Source organism: Ligilactobacillus sp. MP3 (genome assembly GCF_024436335.1).
Classification (GTDB): Bacteria; Bacillota; Bacilli; order Lactobacillales; family Lactobacillaceae; genus Ligilactobacillus; species Ligilactobacillus salivarius.
Genome location: NZ_JANFQI010000005.1, coordinates 56,507 through 73,272 on the forward strand (window position 1 = coordinate 56,507; position 16,766 = coordinate 73,272).

General features: G+C 32.4%; 15 protein-coding genes. 14 read left to right on the forward strand and 1 reads right to left on the reverse strand.

Annotated features, from left to right (window positions below; genetic code table 11):
- Positions 1-120: 120 nt before the first annotated feature.
- The 9 genes from NOU10_RS05115 (at position 121) to guaB (ending at position 11,523) form a co-directional block, all read left to right on the forward strand.
- Positions 121-1,194 carry an efflux RND transporter periplasmic adaptor subunit gene (locus NOU10_RS05115; protein ID WP_003705360.1) on the forward strand — a complete coding sequence of 358 codons (1,074 nt, stop codon included), beginning with the start codon at positions 121-123 and terminating at the stop codon, positions 1,192-1,194.
- Entirely contained in the window at positions 1,187-1,870 is a 684-nt protein-coding gene (locus tag NOU10_RS05120) for an ABC transporter ATP-binding protein (RefSeq protein ID WP_255906225.1), read from the forward strand. Before NOU10_RS05115 ends, NOU10_RS05120 begins: the two co-directional genes overlap by 8 nt.
- Positions 1,871-3,091: an ABC transporter permease gene (locus tag NOU10_RS05125; protein WP_255906226.1), complete on the forward strand. Its 1,221-nt coding sequence runs from the start codon at positions 1,871-1,873 to the stop codon at positions 3,089-3,091.
- Between the two features lie 120 nt (positions 3,092-3,211).
- Positions 3,212-4,126: an RluA family pseudouridine synthase gene (locus NOU10_RS05130; protein WP_255906227.1), complete on the forward strand. Its 915-nt coding sequence runs from the start codon at positions 3,212-3,214 to the stop codon at positions 4,124-4,126.
- Between the two features lie 80 nt (positions 4,127-4,206).
- The gene (locus tag NOU10_RS05135) at positions 4,207-4,692 is read left to right on the forward strand and encodes a hypothetical protein (protein WP_034983324.1); all 486 of its coding nucleotides are present in this window, start codon (positions 4,207-4,209) and stop codon (positions 4,690-4,692) included.
- A 125-nt stretch (positions 4,693-4,817) separates the two neighbouring features.
- Positions 4,818-6,137 carry a hemolysin family protein gene (locus tag NOU10_RS05140; protein ID WP_255906228.1) on the forward strand — a complete coding sequence of 440 codons (1,320 nt, stop codon included), beginning with the start codon at positions 4,818-4,820 and terminating at the stop codon, positions 6,135-6,137.
- Positions 6,138-6,214: 77 nt separating this feature from the next.
- On the forward strand, positions 6,215-6,994 hold the full coding sequence (locus NOU10_RS05145; RefSeq protein WP_250200574.1) for a tyrosine-protein phosphatase: 780 nt from the start codon (positions 6,215-6,217) through the stop codon (positions 6,992-6,994).
- Between the two features lie 25 nt (positions 6,995-7,019).
- The gene (locus NOU10_RS05150; protein WP_255906229.1) at positions 7,020-9,872 is read left to right on the forward strand and encodes a DUF3427 domain-containing protein; all 2,853 of its coding nucleotides are present in this window, start codon (positions 7,020-7,022) and stop codon (positions 9,870-9,872) included.
- Positions 9,873-10,038: 166 nt separating this feature from the next.
- The gene (gene guaB, locus NOU10_RS05155) at positions 10,039-11,523 is read left to right on the forward strand and encodes an IMP dehydrogenase (protein WP_255906230.1); all 1,485 of its coding nucleotides are present in this window, start codon (positions 10,039-10,041) and stop codon (positions 11,521-11,523) included.
- Between the two features lie 132 nt (positions 11,524-11,655).
- On the opposite strand, the gene NOU10_RS05160 is transcribed toward guaB, so the two are convergent.
- Positions 11,656-13,053, reverse strand: a complete 1,398-nt coding sequence (locus NOU10_RS05160; protein ID WP_255906231.1) for an APC family permease — start codon at positions 13,051-13,053, stop codon at positions 11,656-11,658.
- A gap of 219 nt (positions 13,054-13,272) precedes the next feature.
- On the opposite strand from NOU10_RS05160, the gene NOU10_RS05165 reads away from it, so the two are divergent.
- From NOU10_RS05165 to NOU10_RS05185, 5 genes are all read left to right on the forward strand, one after another.
- Positions 13,273-13,704 (forward strand): Fur family transcriptional regulator, encoded by a 432-nt coding sequence (locus NOU10_RS05165; protein WP_255906257.1) that lies wholly within the window; start codon positions 13,273-13,275, stop codon positions 13,702-13,704.
- A 98-nt stretch (positions 13,705-13,802) separates the two neighbouring features.
- Positions 13,803-14,279: a hypothetical protein gene (locus tag NOU10_RS05170; RefSeq protein ID WP_160987887.1), complete on the forward strand. Its 477-nt coding sequence runs from the start codon at positions 13,803-13,805 to the stop codon at positions 14,277-14,279.
- A 15-nt stretch (positions 14,280-14,294) separates the two neighbouring features.
- The gene (locus tag NOU10_RS05175) at positions 14,295-15,212 is read left to right on the forward strand and encodes a DUF6681 family protein (RefSeq protein ID WP_255906232.1); all 918 of its coding nucleotides are present in this window, start codon (positions 14,295-14,297) and stop codon (positions 15,210-15,212) included.
- A 172-nt stretch (positions 15,213-15,384) separates the two neighbouring features.
- Complete coding sequence (locus NOU10_RS05180; protein WP_041823050.1) at positions 15,385-15,798, forward strand: hypothetical protein; 414 nt, start codon at positions 15,385-15,387, stop codon at positions 15,796-15,798.
- Positions 15,799-16,014: 216 nt separating this feature from the next.
- Complete coding sequence (locus tag NOU10_RS05185) at positions 16,015-16,752, forward strand: amino acid ABC transporter ATP-binding protein (RefSeq protein WP_003701689.1); 738 nt, start codon at positions 16,015-16,017, stop codon at positions 16,750-16,752.
- Positions 16,753-16,766: the final 14 nt, after the last annotated feature.

Below are 16,766 nucleotides of genomic sequence, written 5' to 3' on the forward strand. Positions count from 1 at the left end.
CTTGCGTTAAGTCTTTGTTATGTGTATAGTTAGTTATGTAAGTAATTAACCAATGAAGATGATTAGTGATATATAGTGAAGAACACAATTGATCTAGGGAAATAATTTGGAGGATAGAAGATGAAGAAAAAAAGAAGTTTACGAAATAAATTTACAGGGAAAAAACGCTGGGTAATAGTTGGTGGAGTTGTAGTATTATTGGTAGCCGGAGTAGCTGTACATTCTGCAATCTCAGATAAGAATTCAAGTGAAGATTCCAAATATCGTGTTGCTAAAGTGTCACAACAAACTAGCTTTACGTTAACAGGAAGTGTTGAGCCAGTTCAAAGGGAAATTTTAGATACTCCTAGTGGTGATATTCAAAGTATTAATGTTAAGAATGGTGAGCATGTTGAGCAAGGACAAGCTATCCTAACTACACACAATACAGATAAGCAAGATTCGGTTGTGGAAGTTCAAGGTGAAATTGATAAATCGCAAAGAGCGATGAATTCTCAGCAACAAAGTATTAATAATATTAAGAAACAAATGAGCAGTGTGGGATCAGGTAATGATGGATATAGTGAGTTACAAGGACAATTAACGGAAGCACAAAATGCTTATGCCGATGCTCAAGCAAGTGTGAATGCTGCAAGAAATAAGTTAAATACTTTATCTAGTAAGGTTAACCAAACTTTAACAGCTCCATATGCTGGATATGTCGAAATAGATACATCCAAACAAAATCAACCAGTTGTTACTTTATATTCTGATGATAGACAAGTTTCAGCTCAAATTTCAGAATATGACTATAACAAGGTTAAATTAGGTGGAAATATTCAGGTTAAGGCAGTAGCTACTAATAAGGTTCAAGAAACACAAATATCATATTTGTCAGAAGTACCAACAAAAGATAGCAAGGGCAATAATACTAAATATGATTTAAATGCTAAAGTGGATGCCAAGAAATTCATGTTAGGTCAAACTGTTAAAATGTCAGTAGTACAAAAGGGAATAAAAATTCCTAAAGCTGCTGTAAGAGATGGAAAAGTATACGTTGTAAATAAAGCTGGAAAAGCCCAAGCAACTAAAGTGTCAGGCAAAGAAGTTAATAGCTATTTTATTGTAGATCAAGGCCTTGTAGATAGCGATAAGATAGTTACTAATCCAGATAAAGACCTAAAAAATAATGAGCAGGTAGAAAATAATGATTAGGCTAGAAAATATTAACAAATACTACCAACAAGGCGATTCTCAATTTCATGTGTTACATGATATTAATCTAAATATCGATGCAGGAGAATTGGTAGCAATTATTGGTGAATCTGGCTCAGGGAAATCTACTTTGATAAATATTATTGGTTTTTTAGATGATAAGTTTGAGGGGACTTATTATTATAATAATGAACCAATTCATGATTATGATAGAAAAGACTTTTCAAAACTTCGGAACGAAAATGTAGGGTTTGTTTTTCAAAATTTTAAGTTATTAAGAGACGTTAGTGTGGCAGAAAATGTGGCTTTGCCATTATTGTATGCTGGTAAGAAACGTGCGGAGATTAAGGAAAGAGTTAGCGAAGTTTTGAGTAAAGTAGGTCTGGCTGGTTATGAAAATAAATTGCCTAAAAATATGTCTGGTGGGCAGCAACAACGTGTTTCGATAGCACGAGCAATAGCTACGAATCCTAAATTCTTAATTGCTGACGAACCAACTGGGGCTTTGGATACACAAACTAGCCAAGAAATTATGAATTTATTTAAGGAACTTAATCGAGAAAGTCATACAACTATTATTTTAGTTACACATGATCCACATGTTGCTGAACAGTGTGAAAGAGTAGTAACAATTCTTGATGGTCATATGATAAGAGATGAAAGGAATGAAAGATAAATGAAATTTGTAGAGTTATTAAGAACTGCCTTTCAATCTTTAAAAACTAATAGGAAAAGAAGTTTTTTAACAATTATTGGTATAATGATCGGAATTGCTGCAGTTATTACAATTTTAGGCATGGGTGATGGTGTTAAAAAGACCATGTATGATAAGTTTGGCAATTCTAAACAAGGGCAACAGACAACCGAAATTGGATATTCTTCAACAGATATGGGATCTACAACACATGGATTTACGGAAGAAGACATTGCTAATATTAAAACAGAATTTGGATCAGAATTTAAAGATGTAAAAATAGAACATGATTCATTGATTAATTCTAAGATGATAATTGGTGATGAAGAAAAATCTGTAAGTATTAATTTAGAAAAGAAACCTGAAAAGTCGATTGACTTAATAGCTGGTAGAGAGATTACTAAACAAGATTTACAGATGAAAGAGCCAGTAGCGATGATAAAAGAATCTTTAGCAAAAAAAGAGTTTGGAACTGCTCAAAATGCAGTTGGAACTTCAATTTCATCTAATGAGACAACTTATCGTATTATTGGTGTTTATGGTGGCGGAAGTAAGTATGATCAATATGGAACATTAAGTGCAAAAGGAACTGACGTTGTTGTTCCATATAAGTTATATTACGATGGACAAAATGCCAATGAAGGTGATGTAATTAAATTAACATTCCCTCAAGACGCTCCGGCAAGCAAGGTATCTAAAAAGATTGCTAAGTATCTTGAAAAAAATGGAAGTGCCATGAATAAAGGAACATATACATATTATGATATGGAAAAAGAACTAAAGGCATTTTCTTCACAAATTAATATGATAACAGGATTTATCAGTTTAATTGCAGCAATTTCCTTATTTATCGCTGGAATTGGTGTCATGAATATGATGTATATTTCTGTTTCAGAACGAACACAGGAGATTGGTATACGATTAGCTGTAGGAGCAACTCCAACCAATATTATGCTACAATTTTTAATTGAAGCGATGGTTTTAACTGTAACTGGTGGTCTAATTGGTTTTGTTTTAGGTGCAGGCTTATCACATCTACTGGCACCATTGCTAAGCCTAGGTGGAGGAATTAAAATCAAAGCACATGTTACGCTAAATGCTTTCTTATTAGCATTTGGAGTTTCTAGTGCTGTTGGTTTGATTTTCGGTATATTACCAGCTAGACAGGCAGCAAATAAGAATTTAATTGATATATTGAGATAAAAAATAAAGTAGAATTATTTGGTTATGATACAAGTTTCATAATTAGGTAAGGCTACTTTTTATTTTGCCATGTTTCACGAAAATTATTATAATTAGCTCGGATTAGAAATGAGGAAAATAATGAGTAAGTATAAATTTGAAAGAACAGTCAATGCTGAATTTAGTGGAATTTCATTACGAGCTTTATTGTCTGAAAAGTGGTTACTTCCACGTAAATTTATCCATTTTTTGAGAATTAGGGAAAACGTAAAAATTAATGGTAACTATTATCCGATGAATACAATTGTTCAAGGAAATCAAAAGATTGAATTAATCTTTGAAGGTGATGAATTTAGGACAGCTACCTCAAATTATATTGTAGACAAAGGTAGGAAAATTCCAATTATTTTTGAAAATGAGGATTTATTAGTAGTAAATAAGCCTCAAGGAATCAAGAGCCATCCTAATCAACCATATGAAACAGGAACTTTGATGAATTATATTGCTGGATACTTAGATGTAAAAGATGAACATCCTTATATGGTACATCGTTTAGATATGTTGACCAGTGGGGCGATGATAGTGGCTAAGAATCCAGTTGTGGTACCAATATTGACTCGTTTGATTAGTACGCACATAATCAAGCGTGACTATTTAGCTGTAACAGAAGGAATTTTTGATCAAAAAGAAGGAGTTATTGATCTACCAATTGGTAAGGATGAAAATGATAAGCGTAAGCGAAAAGTAGACGGCATAGGCGCACTACCAGCTAGAACACATTATCAAGTAATTAAAGAATTTGGAAATAATTCAGTAGTTTATTTAAGATTGGAAACAGGAAGAACGCATCAATTACGCGTACATCTATCGGCAATGGGGCATCCTATTATAGGAGACGTGTTATATAATCATGTAAGTGAAGAAAAACATATGATGTTACATGGCTACAAACAGAAATTAACTTTGCCATTTTCAATGAGAGAACTAGAGTTAAAGGCAGATATACCCAAATATTTTACAAATTATGAGGAAAAAGTAAAAGAGAGTAAAAACTAAATTTTTACAAAAAATATTGATAATGTATAACTAGTTATAGTAGATTATATCTTAGAATAATTTTTAAGGACGTGAACTAAATGGAAATCGAAGTAGGAAATTTCATTACTGCGATTGAAAACGAGGATTATCACAAGGAGACAATCACAGCTAGAGCTTCAGATGTAGACAGCATGGGAGTAGCTGATGTTATGGTGCCGGTGATTGATAAATTTGAAAGTTCTATTAAAGATAATAAATTAACTCAAATTGAGTTAGTTATTGATTATGCAGATGGTCCAGTCTTCGTTAGATTAGAATCTGGAATAATTAATTTACCATATAGCAATATTGATAAGGTTGATAATTTCTTTAATGGATTAGAAGAAAAAGTACCAGTAGTAGTGAATTTAATAGTTGAATCACCTAAATTGAATGCATCAGGATTCAGGATAGACACCTTAGGAAGTGTCGATGAATTTCTCGCAAATCCAGAAAATTATGAAGTAAAGATTGCAGGGAATATTGCCGAAAAAATTGCAGTAATTGAAAGTGCAGAAATTTCTGAAGAAGATACAAATAATTAATCTAAGTATAAGGTAATTTTACGTAAAAAATGCTATGATAGAGCATATAAGAATTAAAAATCAGTAGATGAAATTAAAAGGTGTTAGTTTAAGACATCAATATTTTGAGAAATGGGGAATGCATTTTGTCTAGTGGTCAGGCGGTTAGCAATTTAATCGTTGTAGTAATTGTATTTTTCTTTGCCGCTTTCTTTGTGGCAGCTGAATTTGCAATTGTTTCAGTACGTAAAAGTCAAATTGAGAGTATGTTAGAGGATGGAGAAGGTAACAAGAAAAAGCTTGAAATGGCTTTGAAGATGGTCGATAACATGAATGAATATCTATCTACAACTCAGGTAGGTGTTTCATTAACAGGAATTATCTTAGGCTGGCTCGGAGCAGATACCTTATCGCAAATTTTTGCTGACTTTTTTAGTTTTACACCGTTAAATCACACAACTATTATGGCAATTAGTGCAGTTTTAGGTGTTGTTTTACTTACATATTTGGAAGTTGTTTTAACTGAAATTGTACCTAAGAACATAAGTATTGATATGCCGATGAAAGTGATGATGTTTGTGGTTCGTCCACTACATTACTTCCATATCTTATTCTATCCATTTGTGTGGTTATTAAATGCTTCTGCTAACGGTATAGTTAAGGCGATGGGTTTAAAACCAGCTGGAGAAGACACAGATGTATTATCAGAAAATGAAATCTTAAATTTATCAAAGAATGCAGTTACTGGTGGTTCGATAGATAAAGAAGACTATTTATATATGCGACGTGCATTTGAATTTAATGATAAAGTTGCTAAAGATGTTATGATTGATCGAACAAGTGTTGAAGTGGTAGATATTACTGCAACTGTAAAAGATGTTTTGAATAAATATCTTCAAGAAAAACACTCACGTTATCCGGTAGTAGCTAATAATGATAAAGATAAGATTTTAGGTTATGTCTATATTTATGATTTGATTCGTCAATCACGTGTAGATGATACGATCAAGATTTCTAAGTTATTGAGAACAATTATTTCTGTTCCTGAAACCACAGAATTACAAGGCTTGTTACGACAAATGACAAGAAAACGAGTTCCCATGGTTGTGGTGCTAGACGAATATGGTGGAACTAGTGGGATTGTAACTGATAGAGATATTTATGAAGAAGTTTTCGGAACAGTTTTAGATGAAGCTGATGATGTTTTGCCAGATGATATTATTGATAATCACAATGGAACATATAAAGTTTCAGGTAAAACAACTTTATACGACTTTGAGCGTTATTTTGGATTCCAAGAAAAAGATTTCTTAGAATCAGAAAGTGTAACATTGGCAGGATATTTACAAGATAACTATAAGATTCAGTTGGGAACTGAAGTTGAACTGGGTGGCTTGAAAGTTAAAGTTACTGAATTCAATCGAAATTATGTTGATTGGGTCGAAGTTCGCGAAATGAAGAAGTAATATATTTTGAGTAATAAAAGCTAGGTCTATTATAATTAAGATAGACCTAGTTTTTTTGATTGTAGGTGAAATTAATTATGGAACATAGAATGTTAGAATTAGAAGAAGGTATAAATTTTAGAGAATTGGGCGGTTATTTAACCGAGGATGGTAGAAAAATTAAGTGGCACAAACTATTACGTTGTGGAAGTATGGCACAACTAACCAAGAATGATGTAGATTATCTAGATCAATATGGAGTTCGTTATATTATTGATTTGCGTTCACCCGAAGAATCCAATTATTCGCCAGATAAGTATCCAGATAAAGCACAGTATTTCCAAGATACTGTATACCCATTTTCTTTTAGCTTGTTTAAAAATTTAGGAATCATCAATAATATGCGATTAGGAGCTAGTAATATGGATTTTGGAAGACAAACTTATCTTCAAATGTTGTTAGATCCTCATGCACAAGCTGCTTATCGAAAAATGTTCAATGTCTTATTGGAAAATGATAAAGAGGGAGAAAGTGTGGTTTTCCATTGCACAGCTGGAAAAGATAGAACAGGGGTAGCTGCATTTTTAATTTTGAGTGCATTAGGTGTGAGTGAAAAACAAATTGTGGAAGATTACTTATATACCAATCTATTTTTTGATAATTATTCTTCTGAAACAATAAATGATGCGTTAGAAAGTGAATCGCAAACAGAAATAGCACAGAGATTAAACAGTAAAACAGCAGTTATTGCTGAAACAATTGAAGTTTTACCTGAAGCATGTCGAGTAGTAAGTGGATCTGTTGAAAAGTTTTTAGAAGAAAAATTGGGAATGACGAAAGCTAAAATTGAAAGGTTGCAAGAATTATATTTAGAATAAAAATGCAAAGGATGAGAAGTAGATAATGGATAACGAAACATTGAAGGAAGCGATGCTTAACGGCTTGTATGCTGCTGATTATTCCGGACATGAATTATTAACTCCTAAAATGTTAGTCAATGCTAATGATCAACATATTTGGACAAGTCTGAAACAAGAATTAAAAACATGTAAAAGTTTTATTTGGTCGGTAGCTTTTATAACTTTGGATATGTTAACTCCTTTGAAAGTTGTTTTGGCAGATTTAGATAAAAAAGGGATAAGGGGCAAGATCGTTACAAGTACGTATCTTAATTTTAATCAACCCAAAGTATTTACTGAATTGCTAAAGTTAAAGAATGTAGATGTTTATCTTGCCGAAGAATCTGGCTTTCATGCGAAAGGATACATGTTTGAACATTCAGATTATTATACGATGATTGTTGGTAGTGCTAATTTTACTAGAGCTGCGATGTTAAGTAATTATGAATGGGCGATAAAACTAACTTCAACGGAAAATAGTAGTCTATATCAGCAAACTCATTCAGAGTTAGAGCGAATTATAGAAAATTCCCAAGTACTGACACAAGCTTGGATAGATAATTATAAAGAAGTTTGGCAAAATTTACGAGTAACAGAAAAGTCTATTAATAACAAAGCCAAAAGTGAGATAGTTCCTAATAAGATGCAGATGGCTGCTTTAAAAGAGCTAGAAAAAATAGTTGCTGAAAAGAAGAGTAAGGCTCTAGTTGTGTCTGCTACTGGGACTGGTAAGACTTATTTAGGAGCATTCGCGGTTAAGGAATACCAGCCTAAACGATTTTTATTTGTAGTTCATAGGGAACAAATTGCTAAAAAAGCGATGGAAAGTTTTAAGAAGGTAATCGGTGGAAGTGGCAGATTGTATGGAATGTTAAGTGGTGATAGGCAAGATACTCAAGCAAAGTATATTTTTTCTACTATTCAAACAGTGAGCCAAGACAAAATATTAGACCAATTACCAAGTAATTATTTCGATTATATTTTGATTGATGAGGCACATCGTTCAGCAGCGCCATCTTATCAAAAAATCATGCACCATTTTAAACCAGATTTTTGGTTGGGAATGACGGCGACACCTGAAAGAATGGATAATCAGGATGTATATGCTTTATTTGATTATAATTTAGCTTACGAAATTAGATTGCGTGATGCTTTAGAAAATAAAATGCTCAGTCCATTTCACTATATTGGGGTTCAAGATTATGAAGAAGGTGGCATTATCGTAGATGAAACAACTAATCTACGCTATTTAACAGCTCTTAAGCGTGTGAAATATATTTTGGATCAATTAGACTATTATGGTTACTCTGGACTAAAAGTTCATGGCTTGGTTTTCTGTAGTCGTCAAGATGAGGCATTAGAATTGGCCAAGTCATTTACAGATGCAGGACATCAAGCTAAAGCTTTAACTAATCAAGATAGTAATGAACGTAGAAGAGCAGTAGTTAGAGAATTAGAGGAAGGAAAAATAGAATATATTATTACCGTTAATTTGTTTAACGAAGGTATCGATATTCCTTGTGTCAATCAAGTTGTGATGTTACGAAATACACAATCAAGTATTGTATTTATTCAACAATTAGGGCGTGGATTAAGAAAATATCCAGGAAAAGATTTCGTAACAGTATTAGATTTTATTGGTAATTATAAAAATAATTATTTGATTCCAATTGCTTTAACTCAAGATAATAGTCGCAGTATTGACGAAGCTAAAGCAGAGTTAAGAGTTCCACCAGTAATTGATGTTTCAACGATTAATTTTACGGAGATTGCTCAAGAAAAGATTCTGCAATCATTGGATAAAGTGAAGTTAGATTCAATGAAGGAATTGAGAACAGCTTATCAAGATTTGAAAAATAAACTTGGTAAAGTACCTTTGCTACAAGATTTTTATAGATTTGGGTCAGTTTCTCCAATTGTTTTTGCTAATAACGGAAATCTTGATAACTATGATATTTTCTTGCAAAAAATGGGAGAAGATTCTGAGTTGAATTTGTATCAAGAACAAGTTTTAACTTTTATAACCAAAGAATTATTGAATGGAATGAGACCTCACGAACTCATATTATTAGATCTATTGACTAAAAATAAAGTATGCAGTTTATCTGATTATGAGCAAGAATTACAAGAAAAACAAATTTACTTCAATATGGAATTAATGAATTCCGTTGAAAATATTTTGAACTTATCTTTCTTTGATGTGAAGACTGGAAAAACAACTAAAGCTGAACAGTATGGTGGAATTCCTATCGTAGAAAAGGTCAATTTGTTAGATTATCAACTTAATGATCAAATTAAAACAAGTTTGAATAATCCTAAATTCTATCAGTTATGGCAAGATGTTATTCAAACAGGATTATTATTAAATGAGGAATACCAAAATAAAAATCAGTTTACATTCTATCAAAAATACACTCGTAAAGATGTATGTCGCCTATTAAATTGGGAAAAAGATGTCAGTGCACCAATGTATGGGTATCGTGTAGGTGAAAAAGAATGTCCAATTTTTATAACTTATAAGAAAGATTCTGAAGATAGGCGAAATGCCAAATATCGTAATGATTTACAAAATGGCAAAAGCTTGAGATGGTATACCAGATCTCCTCGACATATAGATTCAGATGAGGTTCAACGACTTTTAGCAAAAGATAAAATGGGAAATTATAAAATAAAGCTACATCTTTTTGTTAAGCGTAGCGATGCCGATGGAAAAGGTTTCTATTACTTAGGAGAGGGAAAGATTGTATCAGACAGTGTTCGTGAAGAAATTATTGGGAAAAAGACAGCAGTAGGAATGAACATAGAGTTACAACACCCATTAGAAACTAAAATGTATGATTTGCTATTTACTGAATGATATATTAATTGTTCGCAAATAAGGTGGCTAAAAGACGAATTTTAACCTTGAAAATAAGAATAAGATTAAGAATTTAAAAATTAACTAAGAATACTTGCTTTTTCTTGAAATATTTTGTATTCTGTAAGACAACATATTAACAATTACGTAAAGGAGAGTTCTAACAATGTCCAAATGGGATACTAAATTTGTTAAAAAAGGATATACATTCGATGACGTACTATTAATTCCGGCTGAAAGCCATGTCTTACCTAATGAAGTTGATTTAAGTGTTCAACTTGCGAAAAACATCAAATTAAATATCCCTATCATTAGTGCGGGAATGGATACAGTTACAGAATCTGCAATGGCAATCGCAATGGCTCGTCAAGGTGGATTAGGTGTTATTCATAAGAATATGACAATTGAACGTCAAGCTGATGAAGTTCGTAAAGTAAAACGTTCTGAATCAGGTGTTATTATTGATCCATTCTTCTTGACTCCTGATAATAAGGTTTTTGAAGCAGAAGAACTTATGCACAAATATCGTATTAGTGGTGTTCCAATCGTTGAAAATGCTGAAAACCGTAAATTCTGTGGTATCATTACAAACCGTGATTTACGTTTTGTTACTGATAGCAAGGTTAAAATCGACGATGTAATGACTAAAGAAAACTTAATTACTGCTCCAGAAGGAACATCTTTAGAAAAAGCAGAAGAAATTTTACAACAATATAAGATTGAAAAATTACCAATGGTTAATGAAGAAGGTCAATTAACTGGATTAATTACAATCAAAGATATTGAAAAAGTAGTAGAATTTCCACATGCTGCTAAGGATGAACACGGACGTTTGTTAGTAGCTGCAGCTGTTGGGGTTACAAGTGATACTTTTGAACGTGCAGAAGCCCTTTTAAATGCAGGTGCAGACGCATTAGTTATTGATACAGCTCATGGACATTCAGCTGGTGTATTACGTAAGATTAAAGAAATTAGTGAACATTTCCCAGAAGCAACTTTGATTGCTGGTAATGTTGCAACTGCAGAAGCAACAAAGGCATTATATGATGCTGGTGTTGACGTAGTTAAAGTAGGTATTGGACCAGGTTCTATTTGTACAACACGTGTTGTAGCTGGTGTAGGTGTTCCTCAAATTACTGCAATTTATGATGCTGCAGGTGTTGCTCGTGAATATGGTAAGACAATCATCGCTGATGGTGGTATTAAGTACTCTGGTGACATTGTAAAGGCAATTGCTGCAGGTGGTAATGCTGTAATGTTAGGTTCAATGTTAGCTGGTACAGACGAAGCACCTGGTGAAACAGAAATTTACCAAGGACGTCGCTTTAAGACATATCGTGGAATGGGTAGCTTGGGTGCTATGGATTCTACACATGGTTCTTCTGACCGTTACTTCCAAAGTGGTGTTAACGAAGCTAATAAGCTTGTTCCAGAAGGTATTGAAGGACGTGTTGCATACAAAGGTAGCGTAGCAGATATTGTATACCAAATGGACGGTGGACTTCGTGCAGGCATGGGTTACTGTGGTGCTCCTGATTTAGCAACACTTACAAATGAAGCTCAATTTGTACAAATTACAGGTGCTGGTTTAGTTGAATCACATCCACATGATGTACAAATTACTAAAGAAGCTCCTAACTATTCTAAATAAGAAGATTAAATAAAAAAGGAATTACGCAAATTATGACGTAATTCCTTTTTAAATACAGAAAAATTGCAATTGAAAAGGTACTAGTAATTAGTTAATTATACTAATCGCTAGTACCTTTTTGAGTTATTTAAATTATTTATTTCCGGAAAGCTTACTGTGCTTAATACCGTAACTAAAGTAGATAATTAAACCAATTAAGAACCAAATACCAGAAGCAACCCATGTTTCTAATGAAAGTTGAGATAGCATGATTAAACATAAAACAACAGAAACAATAGGAAGTACAGGATAAAATGGAACTTTGAATCCTTTGCTGTTATCAATATCTTTACGACGACGTAAAGGAATAACACCTAGAGAAACAACGGTAAAAGCAACTAAAGTTCCAATATTAACTAAGTTAGCTAATTGATCTAAAGAAACAAATCCACTAGTTAAAGCTATAACAATTGTTACAGCATATAGAGCAACTTTTGGTGTATGTGTCTTTTCATCTAATTTACTTAAAGAAGCAGGTAGTAGACCATCGCGACCAATTGAGTAAATTAGGCGAGAAGATGAGAATGTAGTTGAAAGGATCATAGTAAACATACCGATCAAAGCACCTAAGGCAATGATACCAGCAAACCAATCTTGGTGAGCTAGTTGCATAGCGTATGATACAGGATTTCCAACATCAAGTTTTGTATACTTGACCATTCCAGTTAAAACAGCTGCTACAGCAATATATAGAACAGTAGCGATTAATAAAGTTCCTAAGATACCAGCTGGCATTGAACGTTTTGGATTCTTAACTTCAGCAGCTGATGAAGCAATAACATCAAATCCTAAATAAGCAAAGAAAACTGTTGAGGCACCAGTGAAGACACCTTTGATTCCAAATGGCATATATGGATTCCAATTAGCAGGTTTCACAAAAAAGGCACCAACGATTACAAATAATAGAATAATTGCAATTTTTAGATAAACCATAATGTTGTTAAGACGAATAGATGCTTGCACACCTCTACTTAACAAGAAAGAAATAAACAATACAATTAAAATAGCAGTTAAATTAACGTAAGTACCTTGAGCTGGATTAAAAGGACCACTAACTGCTTTAGGAATATGAATTCCAAAACCAGCAATAAAAGAGTTGAAGTATGAAGCCCATCCAGTTGCAACAGCAGCGACAGCTAACATATATTCAAGAATTAAAGCCCAGCCTAAAATCCAACCTATAAGCTCACCAAAAATAACATTGCCGAAGGAATAAGCACTTCCGGCAACTGGTAAAGCAGATGAAAATTCTGCATAACATAAAGCGGAAGTAGAACAAACAATTGCAGCCAGGATGAAAGAAATAGTAATCGCAGGACCGCTATGTGTTGCGGCAACAGTTCCTGGAAGGATAAAAATACCTGTACCAATAACAACACCAATTCCCATAGCAATCAAATCTTTAGTTCCGATAACACGTTCAAGGTGATTGTCGGAATCTAAGTAACGTTCGAGACTTTCTTTTCTTAGAATGCGATTTAAAATCCCCAATTAAATCACTCCATTCATTATTAATATAGTGACAATAATAGCAATTATTAGAGTAAAGTGTCAATATTAATAGAAAAATTAATTTTAGTGATTAAGTATAAAGATAAATGCTGATAGAATAGGATTTTAAAATTAAAAAAATAATAAATTAGCATTTTAAAATGATTGATGTTAGTATAAAATTTAGAAAGTAAAGATTACTATTTAGAGAGATGGTGAATAGCTTTGGTTAAGGAAGCAATTAGTATTTTAAAAGAACACAATTTAAAAATAACGAAGCAACGACAAGCTTTACTGGAATATTTAAGTAATTATCAACATCGTTATGTAGATATTACACAGGTAGATAAATATATGCACACTCTTTTTCCGGGAATGAGCCATAATACAATCTATCGTAATATAAAAGATTTTGATAATTTAGGAATTATTGAAACGCAAGAAAAGCCTTCAGGAGCTTGTGTAAAATATCAATGTGATTTTGGAAACTTACATCATCACCATTTTATCTGTGAAAAATGTGGTAGAGTTGAAGAAATTAATCTTTGTCCGCTAGATGATTTGTTGCAAGCTCAACTTCCTGGATATCGAATTGACGGACATAGGTTTGAAGTATATGGTGTATGTGCTAATTGTAGTAAAAACTCTTAGTAAATCTTTAAAACTTCATCATAAAAAATTCATGTATTCTTTTGAACGTATGTAGTAATATAGGTAAGAAAGTGAAAATATAGATAGGAGGAAGAAAAATGGCATATCGTACACCACCATTTATTACACCATTTGCGATTTTATCAGCGGTACTAGCTTTAGGTGCAACTAACGTGGCGGTTAATACTGCAACAGGTACTTCTGAAGGAAAGCCTAAGGTAGAGAGTGTATCTACGTCAACTATTTCTTCAAGTTTTAGTTCAAATTCAGAACAGGATAATTCTAAGATGTCATCTAGTCAAAGTGATGATAAGAAACACGATAGTAGTTCGTATGATGATAGTGAAAATGATCAAAATCAAGATACAAACTCTACGACTGACTATGATAATACGAATGGGAATAACAAATCTAACTCAAGTTCTACTAAAACCACTGATAACACAACTGGTGGAACAAAGACAAACAATAATACTAACAGTAATGATACAACTACTGATAGTAATAATACGACAGGAAATACAACAACTAACAATAATACAACTGGCGGAACAACAACGAATAATAATCAGTAAAAAGAGGTGAGATGATTGTTTAGTATTTTAGGGTTGATAAATACCTGGATAGGATATATCAACATGAATGTTAAGATAAAAAATAGAGTCTACACTGTAGTAGGTGGTGTAGGTAATTTCTATCTTTTATATGTAGCATGGCGTTTCTTTGCGAATGGCTTTATCGGAAGAGGACTTCTTTTTATTTTAGCATTTCTAGTGTTGTTATATTTTACTTATCTTAATGCAATATATTGGTTTACAGAAAAGAAAGCTAAGTGGGATATTTCTCCTAAAATCGAAAATGCTTTAGGGATTAAGCCTAAGGATCCTGAAGAAGAAGCTCGCAAAAAGGTTGCTAGAATGAGACAAGCAGGATTTGTACAAACTAATGGTATTTTTGATGAAAATCAAGATTTCTTGCCGGCAGAAATAACAACTTCTGAAGCAGAGTTAGCTAATATTCAAATTGTTGCTGACAGTTTGAAAAAGATTAATTACCTTCATCTTGATTATGATGGAAAGAGTAAGAATACCATCTTTAAAGAAATAAAAAGCGATGGAAAAGTTAGATATGCTTTAGGTGAGACGCCACAAGCATTACCATATTTTGAATTGAAAAATGTAGAAGGTAAATTAGTTATTTATGGTGGTATTAATCAAATTGAAAGTTACCAATTAGGAACTGTCAAAACAATTGGATTAATGCCAGCTAGTGAAGCAGCTAAGAAATATCATATTTATTTGGCAACTGTTGTATTAACAGGTGGTCCATTTATGATAGCAGGGCGCTCTACAGCGATGGAAGATAATGAACCATTCAGAATTGATGCAAAAATTGCATATACTAGTCGCGAAAAAAAGGCTGCACCTAAGTTTGATTCTTCTTACTATGAAAAAACTTCAAGTCTTGAAGATGAACATTTAAGCAGACGTAGAGACAGAAGAAGGTAAGATGTGATACCTTGTAAGTAGTAAAAGTTACTTACAAGGTATTTTTTATAAGGGGGTTACCAAAATAGATTGGAGTTTAATTTTAATTATCTTAATAGGTATAAGTATCTTTTTTAATGCTAGAAAAACGCGGAGTTTAATTTTTGTACAGTCCATTGCACTTTTATTTGGGATGGTAATTATTAATTTAATTCTGTTTATTATTTTATTTAGTTTAGCAATTATTTTAGCTGACAGTTTTAATGCTTTAAGAATAGGATCGATTTTTACGTTATCAATGTGGGTGATTGTTCTTTCTGGCTTAATTCATTATTTAATTTTTAGGAAATTTCAAGAAAAGTTTAATTTGCCAACAACTGTATTGACGATGGTTGAGTATTATATTCAATGGATATTGATCTATATGACTATTTATCAAGTAATGTTTGACACATTACATAAAGTAGTAAAGGAAATTCCTGATATTTTGAATTTAGACTTAAGTTATTTGATAAATCCTACATACCTAATTATCGCAATTTTCCCGGCATTAATTGCAACTTGGATAACGATAGTTTTATATAAAGTTTATAAAAAAGATATTTAAGAAGACACCATATAGTTGTTAGATTTTCTAACAATTATATGGTGTTTTTATATCCATGTAATCTAATATAACATGTATTTTAAATAAATACTTGCTTTTTGATTATATAAAGATTAAAATTAGAGTACGTTGTTATTATTTTTATATAATAATTAAGTGATATCAACGATTTTGATTATGTATAAAATGTAACGTGGAATGAAGGAGGAACAGAATATGTCGATGATTGAATTTAAGAATGTTGATAAATATTATGGAAATTTCCATGCTTTAAAGAATATTAACTTGAAGGTGGAAAAAGGCGAGGTTGTCGTACTTATTGGTCCCTCTGGTTCTGGTAAAAGTACACTTATTAGAACAATTAATGGCTTAGAAGACATTAGTAATGGTCAATTGATTGTTAATAACTATGATTTGTCAGATAAAAAAACAGATATGAATAAAATTAGAAAAGATGTCGGAATGGTATTCCAACACTTTAACTTATACGAAAATAAAACTGTATTAGAAAATATTATGTTAGCTCCACGAATAGTTTTACATAAAGATGAAGCTGAAAATAAGAAATATGCTTTAGAATTGCTAGAAATGGTAGGTCTTTCAAGTAAAGCAGAATCATATCCTAGAATGTTATCTGGTGGACAAAAACAACGTGTTGCAATTGCTCGTTCATTAGCTATGCAACCTAAATGTATTTTGTTTGATGAACCAACTAGTGCTCTAGACCCTGAAATGATTGATGATGTATTAGATGTTATGAAAACTGTTGCAGAACGTGGAATTACAATGGTTGTGGTAACGCACGAAATGGGATTCGCACGAGAAGTTGGAAATAGAATTGTATTTCTAGCAGATGGGGAAATTTTAGAAGATGATGATACTGAAACATTCTTCAAAAATCCTAAAGAAGAAAGAGCCCGTCAATTCTTGAGTAAGATCATTACTCACAAATAGAAAGAAGGGTTAGC

What these genes read in the sequence shown, in the direction of transcription:
- NOU10_RS05115 (WP_003705360.1), top strand. Translation starts at nt 121, where the DNA reads ATGAAGAAAAAAAGAAGTTTACGAAATAAATTTACAGGGAAAAAACGC.
- NOU10_RS05120 (WP_255906225.1), top strand. Translation starts at nt 1,187, where the DNA reads ATGATTAGGCTAGAAAATATTAACAAATACTACCAACAAGGCGATTCT.
- NOU10_RS05125 (WP_255906226.1), top strand. Translation starts at nt 1,871, where the DNA reads ATGAAATTTGTAGAGTTATTAAGAACTGCCTTTCAATCTTTAAAAACT.
- NOU10_RS05130 (WP_255906227.1), top strand. Translation starts at nt 3,212, where the DNA reads ATGAGTAAGTATAAATTTGAAAGAACAGTCAATGCTGAATTTAGTGGA.
- NOU10_RS05135 (WP_034983324.1), top strand. Translation starts at nt 4,207, where the DNA reads ATGGAAATCGAAGTAGGAAATTTCATTACTGCGATTGAAAACGAGGAT.
- NOU10_RS05145 (WP_250200574.1), top strand. Translation starts at nt 6,215, where the DNA reads ATGGAACATAGAATGTTAGAATTAGAAGAAGGTATAAATTTTAGAGAA.
- NOU10_RS05150 (WP_255906229.1), top strand. Translation starts at nt 7,020, where the DNA reads ATGGATAACGAAACATTGAAGGAAGCGATGCTTAACGGCTTGTATGCT.
- guaB (WP_255906230.1), top strand. Translation starts at nt 10,039, where the DNA reads ATGTCCAAATGGGATACTAAATTTGTTAAAAAAGGATATACATTCGAT.
- NOU10_RS05170 (WP_160987887.1), top strand. Translation starts at nt 13,803, where the DNA reads ATGGCATATCGTACACCACCATTTATTACACCATTTGCGATTTTATCA.
- NOU10_RS05180 (WP_041823050.1), top strand. Translation starts at nt 15,385, where the DNA reads ATGGTAATTATTAATTTAATTCTGTTTATTATTTTATTTAGTTTAGCA.
- NOU10_RS05185 (WP_003701689.1), top strand. Translation starts at nt 16,015, where the DNA reads ATGTCGATGATTGAATTTAAGAATGTTGATAAATATTATGGAAATTTC.